Source organism: candidate division WOR-3 bacterium (genome assembly GCA_039804025.1).
GTDB lineage: Bacteria > Hydrothermota > Hydrothermia > Hydrothermales > JAJRUZ01 > JBCNVI01.
Genome location: JBDRZP010000014.1, coordinates 21,083 through 37,767, shown reverse-complemented (window position 1 = coordinate 37,767; position 16,685 = coordinate 21,083). Strand labels below are relative to the sequence as shown.

At 32.0% G+C, this 16,685-nt stretch carries 12 protein-coding genes; 3 read left to right on the top strand and 9 right to left on the bottom strand.

The genetic code is table 11. The features are described from left to right. Positions 1-2 precede the first annotated feature (2 nt). From ABIN73_06315 to ABIN73_06300, 4 genes are all read right to left on the bottom strand, one after another. Positions 3-2,837, bottom strand: coding sequence for a kelch repeat-containing protein (locus tag ABIN73_06315; GenBank protein ID MEO0269336.1), 2,835 nt, complete (start codon positions 2,835-2,837; stop codon positions 3-5). A 90-nt stretch (positions 2,838-2,927) separates the two neighbouring features. After that, positions 2,928-3,533 (bottom strand): endonuclease V, encoded by a 606-nt coding sequence (locus tag ABIN73_06310; protein MEO0269335.1) that lies wholly within the window; start codon positions 3,531-3,533, stop codon positions 2,928-2,930. Positions 3,534-3,574: 41 nt separating this feature from the next. After that, entirely contained in the window at positions 3,575-4,423 is an 849-nt protein-coding gene (locus ABIN73_06305) for a 3-hydroxybutyryl-CoA dehydrogenase (GenBank protein MEO0269334.1), read from the bottom strand. 33 nt (positions 4,424-4,456) lie between these two features. Continuing rightward, the gene (locus tag ABIN73_06300) at positions 4,457-5,296 is read right to left on the bottom strand and encodes a peptidylprolyl isomerase (GenBank protein ID MEO0269333.1); all 840 of its coding nucleotides are present in this window, start codon (positions 5,294-5,296) and stop codon (positions 4,457-4,459) included. A gap of 57 nt (positions 5,297-5,353) precedes the next feature. On the opposite strand from ABIN73_06300, the gene hisS reads away from it, so the two are divergent. Further along, positions 5,354-6,613, top strand: coding sequence for a histidine--tRNA ligase (gene hisS, locus ABIN73_06295; protein MEO0269332.1), 1,260 nt, complete (start codon positions 5,354-5,356; stop codon positions 6,611-6,613). Here hisS and ABIN73_06290 read toward each other — a convergent pair. The 5 genes from ABIN73_06290 to bamD are packed head-to-tail and all read right to left on the bottom strand — an operon-like array spanning position 6,588 to position 13,381. Further along, positions 6,588-7,544 (bottom strand): OmpH family outer membrane protein, encoded by a 957-nt coding sequence (locus tag ABIN73_06290; GenBank protein MEO0269331.1) that lies wholly within the window; start codon positions 7,542-7,544, stop codon positions 6,588-6,590. The two genes, hisS and ABIN73_06290, sit on opposite strands and share 26 nt — an antisense overlap. Next, positions 7,538-9,811, bottom strand: a complete 2,274-nt coding sequence (gene bamA, locus ABIN73_06285) for an outer membrane protein assembly factor BamA (GenBank protein ID MEO0269330.1) — start codon at positions 9,809-9,811, stop codon at positions 7,538-7,540. Before bamA ends, ABIN73_06290 begins: the two co-directional genes overlap by 7 nt. Before the next feature lie 6 nt (positions 9,812-9,817). Next, complete coding sequence (locus ABIN73_06280; protein ID MEO0269329.1) at positions 9,818-12,292, bottom strand: ATP-dependent Clp protease ATP-binding subunit; 2,475 nt, start codon at positions 12,290-12,292, stop codon at positions 9,818-9,820. A gap of 13 nt (positions 12,293-12,305) precedes the next feature. Beyond that, complete coding sequence (locus ABIN73_06275) at positions 12,306-12,683, bottom strand: hypothetical protein (protein ID MEO0269328.1); 378 nt, start codon at positions 12,681-12,683, stop codon at positions 12,306-12,308. Between the two features lie 11 nt (positions 12,684-12,694). Next, entirely contained in the window at positions 12,695-13,381 is a 687-nt protein-coding gene (gene bamD / locus ABIN73_06270) for an outer membrane protein assembly factor BamD (GenBank protein MEO0269327.1), read from the bottom strand. Between the two features lie 57 nt (positions 13,382-13,438). Here bamD and acnA point away from each other — a divergent pair, with 57 nt between their 5' ends. Continuing rightward, the gene (gene acnA / locus ABIN73_06265) at positions 13,439-16,183 is read left to right on the top strand and encodes an aconitate hydratase AcnA (protein MEO0269326.1); all 2,745 of its coding nucleotides are present in this window, start codon (positions 13,439-13,441) and stop codon (positions 16,181-16,183) included. Further along, positions 16,176-16,541: an NADH-quinone oxidoreductase subunit A gene (locus tag ABIN73_06260; protein MEO0269325.1), complete on the top strand. Its 366-nt coding sequence runs from the start codon at positions 16,176-16,178 to the stop codon at positions 16,539-16,541. The genes acnA and ABIN73_06260 overlap by 8 nt, the downstream gene beginning before the upstream one ends. Positions 16,542-16,685 lie beyond the last annotated feature (144 nt).

Sequence of the window (16,685 nt, the reverse complement as noted above, 5' to 3'; positions counted from 1 at the left end):
TTTTACTTTATCTTTACAATCCTCTGGACAGGAATCCTATCTCCTGTTTCCATTTTGATAAAGTATATTCCGGATTTCAGGTCTTTTTTATTAAAGTTTATTGTATACTCACCCTTTGATTTTGTTCCCTTGAAAATTGTTGCTACCCTTTGTCCAAGGATATTATAAAGACCTATATCAACATTCCTATTTTCTGGAAGGAGAAAATTAATAACAAAGCCTCCATTTGCAAGATTACTCTTTACAAAAAGATAAGGCTTATTCACTTTTTCTCCCTTTTCAGATACAGAAATTGCAGCAGGTCTTTCAAGATAATAGTAATAATTGTTGGGTGGATCCCAATCTCCATATGCATCACCGGCAACAACATAAATTCTATCTCCTGTTCCACCCCTTGCTTTTCTTCCTACTGCAAAATGATTTCTTACAATAGGGACAACATAATTTGGTATAGGTACCCATGTTCCTGATTGAATTTTGTATTCCCATACAGAATCTAAGACGGGTAGTGATGCATTTTTAAAACCTCCTATCATTATAATTGAACCAGGTAAAGAAACAGCAGCATTATTCATATTAGGATAGGGAAGAGGACCAAGATCTTGCCATGTTATAAGGTCCGGATTATTCAGATCAATTATTCCCCTATAAAGATTTGTCCAGGCTCCAGAACCTGTATAACCTCCAACTATATATATAGTATCCTTAATTTGAGTTACACCACCCATAAAGAAGTTTAAAGGAAGACTTGTAGCGTAAGTCCATGCATTATTTTGTATATCATACCTGTAAACAGTGTTTGTTGCATTAAAACTTGCATCAAGTCCCCCAAGAACATAAACACTACCGTTCCATGCAACAGCTCCATAAGCTAATCTTGGAGATGGTAAAGCAGGAAGATTTACCCATGCATTATTCTGTATATCATAAGCCTCAAAAACAGAAAGAGCAGTTTGAGAGTTAGAATACCCACCTGCCACATATATAAAGCCATTATAATAAACACCCTGTATCCAGCCCCTCGGTGTTGGCATGGGTGCAAGGTTAGTCTCCCATGTATTATTTAAGGGATCAAACCTGTAATTATATGAAACATTTGAACCTGCTTGTCCATTTGGTGTTCCACCTATCATATAAATCCTATCGTTATCATAATCGTAAACTGTTGCATGAGTTAACCTGTCAAAATTTACACTCGGAGAAGGATAAATTGTCCAGGAACCCCATGGAGAAGCATATATTTGACCAATAACAGTATTATTTGTAGCATCCTCATCAAAATTACTTGTTGTATAGGCTTGTATAGTATATGTTCCCTCCAAGGAAAGTATAATACTTCCTGCCGAAATTGTATCCACTGCAAGAGGCAAAAGTCCCGTAATAACACTATCCTTTGTTAAAATAACATTATTTAATGGATCTCTAACTTCTATATGGGTAGCAAAATTCTCAGGGAAAAGAGTTCCAAAATTGTTAAATGTAGCCGATATCTGAACTGTATCACCAATTTGTATTAAACCTGTTGGATAAACTGAGCTTACTCCCACATCCCTTTTGGGCATAAGATAACCAAAAAACTTTAAAACTCTCCTTGCAAATTCATGTCTATCATAAGGATCTGCAATATTCTCAAAAGCAAAGGTATTAAAGAAAAGTTTGTAAGTTCCTGAGTAGGAAAGTGAATTTATATAATTATCCTGATTTACAACCTCTGGATAAGCTGAAGGATCAGGATTAATATAATCCGCAAAATCAGTCATAGCATTCCCATCTGTAGCAAACTGAAATCCACCCATAACAGGACCCACACCTATCGCATTTTGACAACCTATATCATTTGTAAAACTTGTTATGTGCATCCAGGAGACACTTGTACCAAGATTATAGAGAACATCCTGGGATGATAACCATAACCTTCCTCCAGCATTTAAGTATTTCTTAATCTCAATAGTATCCTGTCCTGTAAGTGTATAGTCCCAATCATCACCTGTGTTCCATATAACAATATCATAATTTGACATAAAAGCTGAATCAGGACCATTATTTGCACCTGCAGGAACCACAAAAGTATCATGGTCAACATTTAAAAAGGAAAGAGAATTAACAAAATAACTCTCATAGTTTGATCCCTGATCATCATCAACAAAAAGAACATTAAGCTCTAAAATTCCCTCAAGAAGGAAATTATCAAGATAAAATCCCCAGCCCCACTCGCCAGAAGGGTCTCTATAAACAAATCTGAGTTGAACAGAATCTGCTGGTAAAAAGGATGTTAGATCAAGGGTATCCCATTTTGGACCTGTATCTTGGTAATACTGAACAAGTATGTTCCATGGAGACCATGTTCCTCCTGAAAAAAACCTTGCATGGATTTCTCCAAATTCATAAGGTTGTCCTGCGTATTCCTCAAAATCGTAGGCATAAATAAACCTTAAGTTAGCAATTTTCCGTATATAATAGGAGCTTGTTGTGAGAATTTCATCACCAGGTGGTGCAGAAGAACCTGCATCATCATCTGAATAATATAAATATTTTGTTCCATAATTTGGAGGATAGAAGGGATCATTTGAAACACCAACAGTCCAGCTATATCCATCATTATTCCCATCAGTTACAGTCCATCCAGTGGGCATTGTTCCAGATTCAAAATCTTCTGAAAATATTGTAGTCCATGTCTGGAAAATCTGGTAATTTGAAGAACCTTTTACCCTTTTGTTATAAATTGGTTTTGTCCTAACAGGTATATCAAGACCCTTTTTATCAGAGGGACGGAAAAGAGATAGAGGAGAAGCTACCAGATAGGCAAAACCTATCACAAGTATTAATAACTTCTTCATAAAACCTCCTTAATTTTTAAGGGATTTGAACCCCTTTTAATTTTAAAATAAAGTTAATTTTAGCATCCATTTAAAATTTTTTCAAGTGATTTAAATCACATTTTTACTTAATATATCTGCCCTTTTCATTAAGAAATGATAACCATCTTTTATAAATTTTAAAGTAAAATTAAGGGCTTCTCTCGGTGTAATCAGGTTTCCTGGAGATATCCACAAATATTTTTTTCCCTTTGATAACTTTAAACAAAAACCCGATATTTTTCCATCCATATATACGGGTTCTGCTTCCATAAATCTTTCAGGCATTTTTTTAATTTCTCCCTCCAGTTTGTTTTTAGCAATACCTATTGTAATAATATTATAAAGCACCCCAAAATGAGAAGCAAGTCCAAGTTTAAAAGGATGTAGTATGCCCTGACCATCAATAAATAAAACTTGAGGCTTAATAGGTGATTTTTTATAAAGCTCTTCTAAAACAGGAATCTCTCTAAAAGATAAGAAAGTTGGAACATAAGGAAAACTGATTTCTTTTTCAACTATCCCCTCATAAATTATCCTTTTCTCCTTTAAATCATATATAACTATTGCTCCTCTTGCGATTTTTTCTTTATAAGAAACATCACAGGCTCCCACATACCTTATTTTTTTAAAATTAATTTTTTTTAATCTTACTTTCTTCGAAAGTTTTCTTTGAATTTCTCTTAATTTTTCAAAATCTATTATCCCCTCATTAAAATTTACCCCTTTGTATAATCATAAAAACCCTTTCCAGTTTTTCTTCCAAGTAAATTTGCTTCTACCATTTTTCTTAAAAGGGGACAGGGTCTATATTTAGGGTCTCCTAAATCCCTGTATAAAACCTCCAATATATTTAGACAAACATCAAGACCTATAAAATCTGCAAGTTCAAGAGGTCCCATTGGATGATTCATACCAAGTTTCATAACTTTATCTATCTCTTCCTTTGAAGCAACACCCTCCATTAAAGCATAAATTGCCTCATTTATCATAGGCATTAAAATCCTATTTGAAACAAATCCAGGATAATCATTCACAATAACAGGTTCTTTTCCAAGTTTTTTCGCAAGTTCAAAAATAAAATTTATTGTATCATTACTTGTTCTTATTCCCTTAACTATTTCAACGAGTTTCATAACAGGAACAGGATTGAAAAAGTGCATACCAGCGAATTTTTCCTGTCTTTCAGTTTGAGAGGCAAGAAGGGTTATTGATATTGATGAAGTGTTAGAAGTGAAAATTGCATCCTTCTTAACAATTTTATCTAATTTCCTGAAAAGTTCTTTTTTAACCTCTACATCTTCAAATACTGCTTCAACTATAAGGTCGCAATCAGAAAGATCATCAAGGGAAACTGTTTTTTTTATCCTTGAAAGGGCTTCCTTCTTTTTTCTCTCATCAATTATACCCTTTTTAATTTGCCTATCCATATTGGATGAAATCGTATTTATTGCTCTATCAAGAATCTCCATTGAAATATCCTGTAAAATAACATCAAACCCTTCTAAAGCAAAAACATGGGCTATACCATTTCCCATTGTTCCTGCACCACAGATTCCCACTTTCATAAAATCTTTAAAATTTTTTAAAAGGAATTGAACCTATTTTGCGCCCCCTCTTGTATAAATTTCAACAGGGAAAGTTTTCTTCAGCTCCTCTCGCAAAGAATCTTTAACCTTTATTATTTTTGTTAGCTGGATATACTGCCTTATATCGCTCAAAATTTCGTTTTTTGAAAGTTTAGTAGGTGAACTGCTCAAAATTTTCACAATAGCAAACCCAGGTGGATTTTGGACAGAAATTACATCAGAAACCTGTCCTTTCGGGAGATTTAAAAGAGCCTGTGCTATTTCTTTTGGAAAGGGAAGAGCTGTTTCAAGATGTAAATATCCTGCATTTACACTTGTAATATCACCGATTGCATTATATTTTGATGTAATTTCTTCAATCAGTTTAGGAGTTAAAACACCCTGCATCAATATGTTTCTTATATTCTCAGCATCTCTTAATGTATTCACAAAGAAATAAACAAACTCTATTTCCTTTAAAAAGTCATTTTCAAAACTTTTGTAAAAGGAATCAACTTTTGAATCCCTAATAATTATATTTTGAGTTTTTCTCCTGAAATACTCATCTGATAAAACCATTCTTCTTGCCCACAACAATCTTTCTTTCATCAAAGGCTCTTTATCTATTCCCTCCTTTTCAGCTGCAAGTGAAAAAATAACAAGGTCAATAACATAATTAAAAAATTCTTTTCTCTGTTCCTCTCCCATTAACTGGTAAGCAAATTGAGGCAAACCCTTTTCAAGATCATCCTGAGTAATATAAACATTACCGACCTTTGCTATCGGGGTTCCAGTTAACTTTTTTTCCTCTTTCTTTTTACAGGACAAAATAAAAGGAAGAGCTATTATTAATAATATAAAATAATTTTTCACAGGTTCTCCTTTTAAAATAGAAAGGGCTTGAACCTTTATTATAAAATTTTAATTTAAATGGAAAAAAAATATCAAAAAATTCGTGGAACAAGAGATATATATGGAGAGGAATTTGATAAATTCATCTTTATCTTTGAAAAATCAAAAAAAGTTTGTGAACTTTATGGATATAACTTCATAATAACGCCAACTTTTGAAGTTAAAGAACTCTTTGAAAAATCAACAGGTGAAACAACTGATATTGTGGAAAAAGAAATGTATGTTTTTGAAGATTTAAAAGGAAGAAAACTTGCCTTAAGACCTGAAGGAACACCCCCTGTTTTAAGAGCAATTGTTGAAGAAAATATAGAACTCCCTTCAAAATTTTCTTACTTTCTAAATATGTTCAGATACGAAAAACCCCAGAAGGGAAGATACAGGGAATTTTATCAACTGGGTGCTGAAGCTGTAGGTTTCAAAGAACCTTACATTGATCTTGAAATTTTAATTCTTGCTGAAGATATTTTAAAGGAAATAAATATCAAGGATTATGTATTTGAAATAAACTCTGTTGGCTGCCTGGAAGATAGAAAAAAATATTCAGAATATTTAAAAGAAGAATTAAAAGAAAAAATAAAGAATTTCTGTTCAAACTGTCAGCAGAGATATGAGAGAAATCCTTTCAGAATATTAGATTGTAAAATAGATAGGGAAAAAATAAAATTTTTAAAGCCTTTAAAAAATTTTTTATGCAATGAATGTTTAAATCACCATGAAAAACTTTTAAATTTACTCTTAAAAGAAAATTTTAATTTCATAGAAAATCCGTTTATTGTAAGAGGTCTTGATTATTATACAAAAACAGCTTTTGAAATTATTTCTAAAAAATTAGGAGCCCAAAATGCTCTTGGAGGTGGTGGTAGATACGATTATTTAATGAAAATAATAGGAGGAATAGATACACCTGGTATTGGTTTTGCCTTTGGTGTTGAAAGATTAATGATTGCAATGGAAAATTATGAAAAAAAAGAAAAAAATCTTATCTATGTAGTTTATGTTTCTGAAAAGGAGAAAGAAGAAGCAATAAAATGGGTTAGAAAATTAAGGGAAAGGGGGATTTATTCTGATATGGAATGGGATACAAAGAGTTTAAAATCCCAGTTAAGAAAAGCAGATAAGAGAAAGGCAAAGTGGGCACTTATTATTGGAGAAGAGGAATTAAGAAAAAATATTTTTCGTTTAAAAAATATGATAAAAGGAGAAGAAATTCTATCACAAAATCCTTTTGAAATTTTTGAAAAAGAAATAAACTCTACTTCCCTTCAGAAAAATAATTAATAACACTCTGTGCTACTGAATAAGCACCTTCTTTAATTTTTTCTTCAGACTCAGTGAAGGTTATTGTATTTTCAAAAACCTTCTCTCCCTTAATGTTATAAATGTAAAAATTAACTTCAATTTCAGTACTTCCCTTTTTCTTCAATTCTCCATATAAAGCATAATCAACTCCAAGTTGTGTTATTACAAAGGGTATCTGGGCTTCAGGTAAAGTGTTTCTATCGTAACCTATTGATTTTATACTATTCTCAGAGACATTACTTCCTGTAACATCAAATTTAGGTGATTTTCTAATACCCTTTTCAAGTTCATTCATAAAAATATTTGGATAAATAGAACCTACCAGTTCTCCAGAAAGTTTAAAGGGGAAAATAGAGACTCTCAATCTCCTTATTATCCCTGTTTCTGCTATCTCTTTACCCTTATATTCCATATTTAACCTTTCAAGAACCCTATCTGTTAAATCTATAACATCCTTTGCATAGAGAATATCATCCTTTGAAGAATCAAAAATAATATCAACATTTTCCTCTTGTGCTATTTCTCTAATCACCTTTCTAATCTTTTCTGTTATGGGCTGTATTCTTTCTTTCGTCTTCTGCTCTAACCTTCCATCTTTTCCCCAGATTTCCTTTATAAAATTCTGATATTCTCTTTTTAAATTTTCTAAATCCTTTTCTCTTTTTAACCTTGCTTCAGGAGAAAGTCCTGGTTTTTCGCCTTCATATAGCCTCTGCAAAGAATCTATTTTTGCTCTTTTTTTATTCAATTCACCTTCCCATTCCTTTACAAGTCTTTCAATATCACCTTTTGCTTCCTTCATTCCTTCGTAGTTTTCAGTGATTCTTTTTAAATCAACTATGCCTATTTTTGTTTCAAGAGCAAAAAGAAAAACAGGGAAAAAAACAAATAAAAAAAAATTTTTTACCATAAGGGGAAGCCAAGAATAAAATGAGGTATAAAACCTTTCTCAGTTTTATCAAGTCCGTAACCAAGGTCAACACCCACTATTCCCAGCATGGGAATTTCCATTCTAACTCCCACTCCAAATCCCCTTTTTAATCTCACTGATTTTCCCTCTAAAAATCTCTTAAATTCCTTTTCCATATAATAAGGAGTAATCCATCCATTCCCCATATCAAAAAACAGAGTAAAATAAAGTTGTTCTGCAATAACAAATCTAAGTTCAAAATTAAAGGCATAAGCAGCCTGACCCCCAATTACAACACCTTGAGATCTATAACCAATAGACCTTTCATCATAACCCCTTATAACAAAATCCGTAAAGGCAACGCCTCCTGGTCTAAAATACTCATAAACTGGAATTGGCTTTGATTTACTATATGGATACATTACACCTAATTTAAGATTAAAGGTAGGAACAACTCTTTCTTTGAAAAAAGGTTTATAATAGGAAATGCTATATATATGCCTGTGAAAGTGTTCATCTCCAAGGAATATTCCACCGGATAAAGTTAATCTGTATTCTGACCTTAAACCTTTCCTTGTATTAAACTTTCTATCCCTTGAATCATAATAAATTGCATTTATTGTTCTTGAAACAATTTTTGGCCATTTTTCTTTCCTTAAATCAAAAATTCCCTGAGGATTGTAATTAGGATAAAAATCAAATACCTTAGTTCTATCAAACTCATACCTTGAACTTGTCCATATATATTCATTTAAATCATAGGGTCTTGCAAAGGAAAATGAAAAACCTGTTCTTTGAATAGAATACTCATAAGGGAAAACATCAATGTAGTGGTGAACATCAAAACCAAATAGGTAATGTCTTTGAAACATCCATGGCTCTGTAAAATCAAATCTTATATTCTGTCTATAAGGTCCAAGTTCAAGGGATAATGAAACCTGCTGACCTCTCCCAAAAAGATTATTTTCAGAAACCGATAAAAGTAAGGAACCCTTTTGAGTTTGTGACCAGGAACCACCTGCCTGAAGTGTTCCTGTTGGTTTATCCTTTACTTTAAAAATTAAATCCACATTCTGAGAATCCTCAAGAATTTTAAAGGAGAAATCAACTTTTTCAAAAAAATTCAAAAAATAAAGATCCCTTAAACTTTTTATTACCTTTTGTCTGTTGAATTTATCACCAGGGAAAATATCAAGTTCCCTTCTTATAACATATTCTCTTGTTCTCTCATTCCCTTCAATTTCTATTTTTCTAACAAAACAAGGGGGTCCTTCTTTTATATGAAAAATAACATCTATAGTATCCTTTTCTTCACTTTTTCTTTTTTCTTCTGGAATTACTTTAATGAGTAAAAAACCTGAATCTGCATATATACCCTGAATTTCCTGAACAGATTCCATAAATTTTTTAAAGGAAAAAACACTTCCCCTTTTTAATTTAAGTTTTTTTGAAAGAGTTTTATCATCAAAGAATTTATTACCTTCAAAGCTGTGTTTTCCAAAATAATATTTTTTACCCTCTGTAACAAAAATTTTTATGAAAAGCCATAAACCTTCAGGATTAATTTTATAAGAGTCAACCTTTGCATCAAGAAATCCTTTATTTTTATAAAATTCCTCTATTTTAGGCAGGTCTTCTTCAAAGTATTCTTCCCTGAATACAGCCTTCCTATACCAGGTTTTTTCCCTGTTTCTTAAAAGAATCTCAAGTTTTTTATCACTAAAACTTCTGTTACCCACAATATCAATTTCCTTTATCCTTGCTTTTTCTCCTTCATGTATTTTAAATAAAACATCAACAAAAAGTGGTCTTTCAGTTTCTATAATTTCTGTTTCCACTTTTGTTCCTGAGAATCCCTTTTCCCTGTATAATGAAATTATCTTATTTTCATAATCCTTAAGGTCACTACCTGTTAAAGGTGTGCCCTTTATAAGATTTATCTTTTCTATTATTTCCTTTTCCTTAACCTTTCTTGTTCCTTCAATTTTAATACCTGAAACCCTCGGATTTTCCTCAACTTTTATTAAAACTTCTACCTCCTTTTCTTTTTCATCCTTTAAAATTTCAATAGAAACCTTTTTGAAATTCTTTGTATTATAAAGATTTTTAATAGCAGTTTTAATATCCTCTTCTTTTAAAGGGTTACCCTTTTTTAGTCCTGATGAACTTATTATAAATTCAGAAGAAACATTAATATTACCCTCTATCTTAATATCGGCAATGATTCTTTCCTGTGTTATAAGCAATAAAAATAAAAGAAAATTCATATAAATTTAGTTAACCTTTTCTACATGCGCTCCTTCAAGTTTTCTAAAAACTATCTTCTCATCCTTAACATCAACTTCCACTTCATCTCCTTCTTCAAAAACTCCTTTTAAAATTTCTTCTGAAAGTGGATCTTCAATATGAGCTCTTATGACTCTTTTTAAGGGTCTTGCACCAAAATCAGGATCAAAACCTTTTTCTGTTATGAATTGAATGGCTTTTTCTGTAAACACAACTTTTATCTTTCTATCAGAAAACACTCTTTGAGCAAGTTCATTTAATAAAATTTCAGAAATTTTAATTGACTCTTCTTTTGTAAGAGGTTTGAAAACTATTATTTCATCAATTCTGTTCAAAAATTCAGGTGGTAAAAGTTCTTTTACTTCTGCCATCAAAAAGTTCTTCATTGCTTCAAAATCATATTCGCCTTCTTCGCCCTTGTGGAAACCGAGCCCATGATGGGATTTTAAAAATTTTGTGCCTATATTACTTGTTAAAATTATAACCGTGTTTTTAAAATTAACCTTTCTACCAAAACTATCTGTTAGAATACCATCTTCAAGTATCTGTAAAAGAATATTGAAAACATCTGGATGAGCCTTTTCAAATTCATCAAAAAGAACAACAGAATAGGGCTTTCTTCTAACTTTTTCGGTTAGCTGACCACCCTCTTCATAACCCACATAACCAGGTGGAGCCCCTATGAGCTTTGAAACATTAAATTTTTCCATATATTCTGACATATCAATTCTTATTAAGGCATTTTCATCACCAAATAAAAACTCAGCCAGAACCTTTGCAAGATGTGTTTTACCAACTCCTGTTGGGCCAAGGAAAATAAAGGAACCGATAGGTCTCCTCGGATCTTTAATACCTGCTCTTGACCTTCTAATTGCCCTTGAAATAAGCTCAATAGCTGCATCCTGACCGATTACTTTCTTTCTAAGTTCTTCCTCCATTCTTAAAAGCCTCATTTGTTCTTCCTCTTCTATCCTTGTAAGTGGTATACCAGTCCACCTGGAAACAACATAAGCTATGTCCTCTTCTGTTACTTTAGGTCTTTCTCTTTTTAACTTGAGTTCCTCTTTTCTGCTTTCAATAAGTTGGGTTAATCTCATTATTTCATCCCTTATTCTTGCAGCTCTTTCATACATCTGTTCCATAACTGCTCTATTTTTCTCCTCCTTTAATTTTTCTATTTCTTTCTTATACCTTTCAATAACTTCGTCTTGAAATCCTGACATAAGTTTAACCCTTGCTCCTGCTTCATCGATAACATCAATAGCCTTATCCGGCAAATATCTGTCAGATATGTACCTATCAGCATACCTTGCAGCTGCATCAATTGCTTCATCGGTATATATAACTCCGTGATAGTTCTCATACTTTTCCTTCAAACCCTTTAAAATTTTTATAGTCTCATCAACAGTTGGTGGATCAACTATAATTGGCTGAAATCTTCTTTCAAGTGCGCCATCTTTTTCTATATATTTTCTATATTCTTCCATTGTGGTAGCACCAATACACTGGATTTCACCTCTTGCAAGAGCCGGCTTCAAAATATTCGATGCATCAATAGCACCTTCAGCTGCTCCTGCACCAACAAGGGTATGAAGCTCATCTATAAATAAAATTATGTTTTTACTCATAATTACTTCACTCAAAATAGCCTTTAATCTCTCTTCAAATTGACCCCTATATTTAGTTCCAGCAACAATTGCAGCAAGATCAAGAGCCAAAATTCTTTTATCCTTCAAAGAATCAGGCACTTCACCTTTAACTATCTTCTGGGCAAGACCTTCAACAATAGCTGTTTTACCAACACCTGGTTCTCCTATAAGAACAGGGTTATTTTTCTTTCTTCGTGAAAGTATCTGCATAACCCTTTCAATCTCTACTTCTCTTCCTATAACAGGATCAAGTTTATTCTGTTTTGCAAGTAAAGTAAGATCAGTTGCAAATTGTTCAATAAGTTTTGTTTTCTTAAATCCCATAGATTGGCTCATTTTCTGTTCAGGTTGAGGTTCTTCAAGGCTGGATAAAAGCCTTAAAGTTTCTTCAACAACAAGGTCAAAATCAAGACCAAATTGGGAAAGTATTTTTGCCCCCAAACCTCTTTTTTCTCTCATTATACCAATAAGTAAATGTTCTGAACCAATATGTGTATGTCCAAGTTTTCTTGCTTCTTCAGCTGCATATTGAATAGCTCTTCTTAAACTTGCACTCATAGGTAAATCCTGCATTGGAGTCACATAATTTCCAGGAGGATGTGCTGCTTCAATTCTTTCTCTCAAAAGGTCAAAATCAACACCAAGGTTTGAAAGAACCATGGCTGCTACTGAATCTGTCATACGGGTTAGAGCAAGTAAAAGGTGTTCTGTTCCTACTTCAGAATGGGCTAATCTTATAGCTTCATCCTTTGCAATTTGAAAAGCTTTTTTAGCCCTCTGTGTAAACTTATCAAAATAAGATTCTCCTAACAAAATTTACCTCCTTTTAAAGGTTTAATTTATCAACAAATTCTCCTATAAAGGGAATTTGTAGTTTTTTTCCAGTTAAAGCACCATAAATTCCTATAATAATTAAAACAGCTATACAAAGTATATAAAAGGCAAAAAAGAAATTGATAAAAATATAACGAACTACAGGAATTGAACCAACAAGAAGATAAAGGGCAAAAAAGAATAAAAGCCCTATAAATTCAATAACAAAAATTAAAAACCCTTGCTTTGCATGAAAATGAACAAAATCACCTGCCTCATTATCAAAAAGGGGAATAAAATTTAAAAAGGGTATATAAGAAAAGGAAGCATAAATATGTCTTTCATTTCCGATATTTTTTTTCATTTCCTTTAATTCTGTATTTTCATTCATAGTATTCCCAATTACAATTCTAAAACACCTTTAAGAAAACTTTCAAATCTAACAAAGTCAGCTTTAAATTCCTCTGAAATTTCATCTTTAAATTCATTAAGAATTTCATAGGCTTCCTTATATAATTCCTTATCAATAAGCAATTTAACAAATCTATAAGCAAAGTAGCTCTTAAAGGTTTTATAAGGGGTTTTTCTTATAGCCTCTTTTAATCTTTTTTTACCTCCTTCAATATTACCCATATTAAAATCTATAATTGCAAGAGCTTCATTTGCTGATGCCTCAAGAAGTGGGTCATTGGGTTTTTTTGAAAGATAACTTTCATATCTTGTCTTTGCTGTTACATAATCTTCCTGCAAAAATGCAAAATTAGCAAGATAAAAAATTGCCTTTTTTCCTTCAGGTGAATTAGGAAATCTTATTGAAATATCCTGAAAAATCTGAATTGCCTCATTCATCCTTTGTGCTTGCATTAGTGATACCGCCTGAAACCACATCTGCCTTGCTATTGGAAAATCCTCTACCTCTCCTGTTCTTAATATAAAAATTAAAAAGATTACTGCTATTATTAACAAAATAGAACCAATATACTCCCTCGGTTTTTCTTTAAACTTTTCGTAAATATTATTAACAAATTCTATAAAGGGGTCCTTCTTTAATTCCTTTTTTGTCAATTTTTTCTTCTTTTTTATTTTCATGTTCTTAATTATAACTCTTACTTTTAAATTATTCAAGTGTTATCATAAAATAAAATTATGAAAGGTTTAAAAGAAATTTTAAAAGAAATAAATATAAATTCTAAAAAATACTACATTTTTTCTCTTAAAAAAGCATCAAAAAAATTTGGAATAGATATCCAGAAACTCCCCTTTTCTATCAGAATACTCCTTGAAAACATATTGAGAAATTATGAAAAAAATACCAATTTAGATAAATTATTAGATATTTTCAGAAATTGGGACGGGAAAATAAAGGAAAAAATAGAAATACCTTTTTATCCTTCAAGAGTTATATTACAAGATTTTACAGGTGTTCCAGCAATAGTTGATCTTGCCTCAATGAGAAATGCAATGAAAAGATTAGGAGGGGATCCGAAAAAAGTAAATCCTAAAATTCCTTCTCACCTTGTAATTGATCACTCAGTTCAAGTTGATTATTTCGGAACAAAATTTGCTCTAAATTTAAATATTGAAAAAGAATTTGAAAGGAACAAAGAGAGATATAAACTTTTAAAATGGGCTCAGAATTCTTTTGAAAATTTAAAAGTTATTCCTCCTGGAAAGGGAATTATTCACCAGGTTAACCTTGAATACCTTTCAGAAGTTGTAAGTGTAAGAAAATATCAAAATAAAAAAATTCTTATTCCTGATACCCTAATTGGAACAGATTCTCATACAACAATGATAAATGGGATAGGTGTTCTTGGATGGGGTGTTGGTGGAATTGAAGCTGAAGCTTGTATGCTGGGTGAACCTATATATATGGTTTTCCCTGAAGTGATTGGAGTTAGGTTAAAGGGAAAACTTAAGGAAGGAGTAACTCCAACAGACCTTGTTCTATATATAACCCAAAAACTCAGGGAGAAAAAAGTAGTTGATAAATTTGTTGAGTATTTTGGAGAGGCGCTAAAAACTTTAACAGTTCAGGATAGAGCAACAATTTCAAATATGAGTCCTGAATATGGAGCCACAATAGGATTTTTCCCTGTTGATGAAAAAACCCTCATCTATCTATATGAAACAGGAAGAGATGAAAAAATTATTGAAAGAGTTAAAAGATACACAAAAGAGAATCTTTTATTTTATACATATAAAGAAGAACCAATTTATACTGATCTAATTGAAATAAATTTAGAAGATGTTCTTCCTTCAGTATCCGGACCTAAAAGACCCCAGGATAGAATAAACCTTTTTGAATTAAAAAATAAAGTAAAAGAATACCTTGAAAAAGATTATAAGGTAAAAGTTCCTGAAGAATGTGTTTCTCGACTTGAATCAGAAGGAGGACCTCATCCACAGGTAAGAGGTGAAGAATTGAGAGTTTATGAAATTAAAAAGGAAAACATACATTTTGAAATTAAGGATGGTTCAATTGTAATTGCAGCAATAACAAGTTGCACAAATACAAGTAACCCCTTTGTTTTATTTTCAGCAGGAATCCTTGCTAAAAAAGCAGTTGAAAGGGGACTTAAAGTTAAACCATATGTTAAAACTTCCTTTGCACCAGGTTCCTTAGTAGTAAAAGAATACCTTGAAAAAGCAGGACTTTTAACTTATCTTGAAGCCCTTGGTTTCTTTATAGCAGGTTACGGTTGCACTACATGTATAGGAAATTCAGGACCCCTTGTTCCAGGTGTTGAAAGGATAATAAAAGAGAAAAATCTTATCGTTGCCTCAGTTTTATCAGGAAATAGAAACTTTGAGGCAAGAGTCCATCCTCTTGTTAAAATGAATTTTTTAGCAAGTCCTCCTCTTGTTGTTGCTTTTGCTATAAAGGGTGATATCCTTTTCAATCCTTATGAAGAGCCAGTAGGACTTGATCCAAATGATAACCCTGTATATTTAAAAGATATATGGCCTTCAGAGGAAGAGGTATTTGATTATATGAAAAAGTTCCTTTCAAGAGAACACTATAAGAAAGTTTATTCTGAAATTTATAAGGGGAATGAATTGTGGGAGAAACTGGAATCACCCAAGGGAACCCTTTTTGAATTTGAAGAAGATTCAACTTATATAAGAGAAGCTCCATTTTTTGAAGATTTTAAACCCACCCCTTCTCCAATTAAAGATATTAAAAATGCGAGAGTTTTATTACTGCTCGGTGATTCAATAACAACAGACCATATTTCTCCTGCTGGCAAGATTCCAGAGGATTCCCCTGCTGGTAAATATTTGATTTCAAAGGGTTTAAAACGAGAAGAATTTAATACATTTGGAGCAAGGAGAGGTAATCATGAAGTTATGATAAGGGGAACATTTGGAAATGTCAGGTTAAAAAATAAACTGATTCCAGACAGAGAGGGATTCTGGACTATAAAATTTCCCGAGAGAGAAGTTTTAACAATTTATGATGCTGCAATGAAATATATGGAAGAAGGGGTGCCTCTTATTGTGATTGCTGGAAAAGAATATGGAAGTGGTTCTTCAAGAGACTGGGCAGCAAAGGGAACAAAGCTTCTTTCAATTAAGGCAATAATAGCAGAAAGTTTTGAAAGGATTCATAGGCAGAATCTAATTCAGATGGGAGTTATTCCAATACAGTTTGAAGAAGGACAAAATGCTTCCACACTGAACTTAACAGGTGAAGAAATCTACTTTATAGAAGGTCTTGAAGAGGATTTGAGACCAAACAAAAAGGTAAAAATAAAAGCTAAAAGGGATGATATGGAAATAGTTTTTAATGGAATTTTGAGAATTGATACATGGAAAGAAATTGAATATTTAAAATATGGCGGAATACTCCCTTATGTTTTAAAGAATTTTCTTAAAGGGAATGAATGAGTATATAAGTTTTTTAATCTTTTTATTTTTTGTTTTTTTTACATTTTTTCTTGTAGAACTTTTTTCTTCAACAGTTAAAAATAAAATTTTAGGATATAAAGAAATATCTGAGGGAAAACTTGAACCCTATGAATCAGGAATGTTATATAAAGATTCGCCCTATAAAAGGTATGGTGTAAGAGTTTTCCCCTTTTTGCTTTTATTTTTACTTTTTGATATAGAGGCAGCCCTTTTATTTCCTTTTATATTTGAAGCAAAAAAATTTGGAATTTTTGCCACAATAGAATTAATTTTGTTTCTTTTTATTCTTTTTATAGGATATTTTTATATACTTAGAAAAAGGGGGCTTGATTTATAAGTAAGGGCTGGGAGACAAAGCATTCTATCACCGCCATATTGCCAGAGTGAACGGGACAAAGTGAATAACACAATTCTGTCCATAATATTCCATCACCACCACAAGGGGGTTTAAGATTTTCACTTATAAACAAAGATAACTATA

Bases quoted from the DNA above. Each gene is read 5' to 3' on its own strand.
- ABIN73_06315 (MEO0269336.1), bottom strand. From the start codon at position 2,837: ATGAAGAAGTTATTAATACTTGTGATAGGTTTTGCCTATCTGGTAGCT.
- ABIN73_06305 (MEO0269334.1), bottom strand. From the start codon at position 4,423: ATGAAAGTGGGAATCTGTGGTGCAGGAACAATGGGAAATGGTATAGCC.
- hisS (MEO0269332.1), top strand. From the start codon at position 5,354: ATGGAAAAAAAATATCAAAAAATTCGTGGAACAAGAGATATATATGGA.
- ABIN73_06290 (MEO0269331.1), bottom strand. From the start codon at position 7,544: ATGGTAAAAAATTTTTTTTTATTTGTTTTTTTCCCTGTTTTTCTTTTT.
- bamA (MEO0269330.1), bottom strand. From the start codon at position 9,811: ATGAATTTTCTTTTATTTTTATTGCTTATAACACAGGAAAGAATCATT.
- ABIN73_06275 (MEO0269328.1), bottom strand. From the start codon at position 12,683: ATGAATGAAAATACAGAATTAAAGGAAATGAAAAAAAATATCGGAAAT.
- bamD (MEO0269327.1), bottom strand. From the start codon at position 13,381: ATGAAAATAAAAAAGAAGAAAAAATTGACAAAAAAGGAATTAAAGAAG.
- acnA (MEO0269326.1), top strand. From the start codon at position 13,439: ATGAAAGGTTTAAAAGAAATTTTAAAAGAAATAAATATAAATTCTAAA.
- ABIN73_06260 (MEO0269325.1), top strand. From the start codon at position 16,176: ATGAATGAGTATATAAGTTTTTTAATCTTTTTATTTTTTGTTTTTTTT.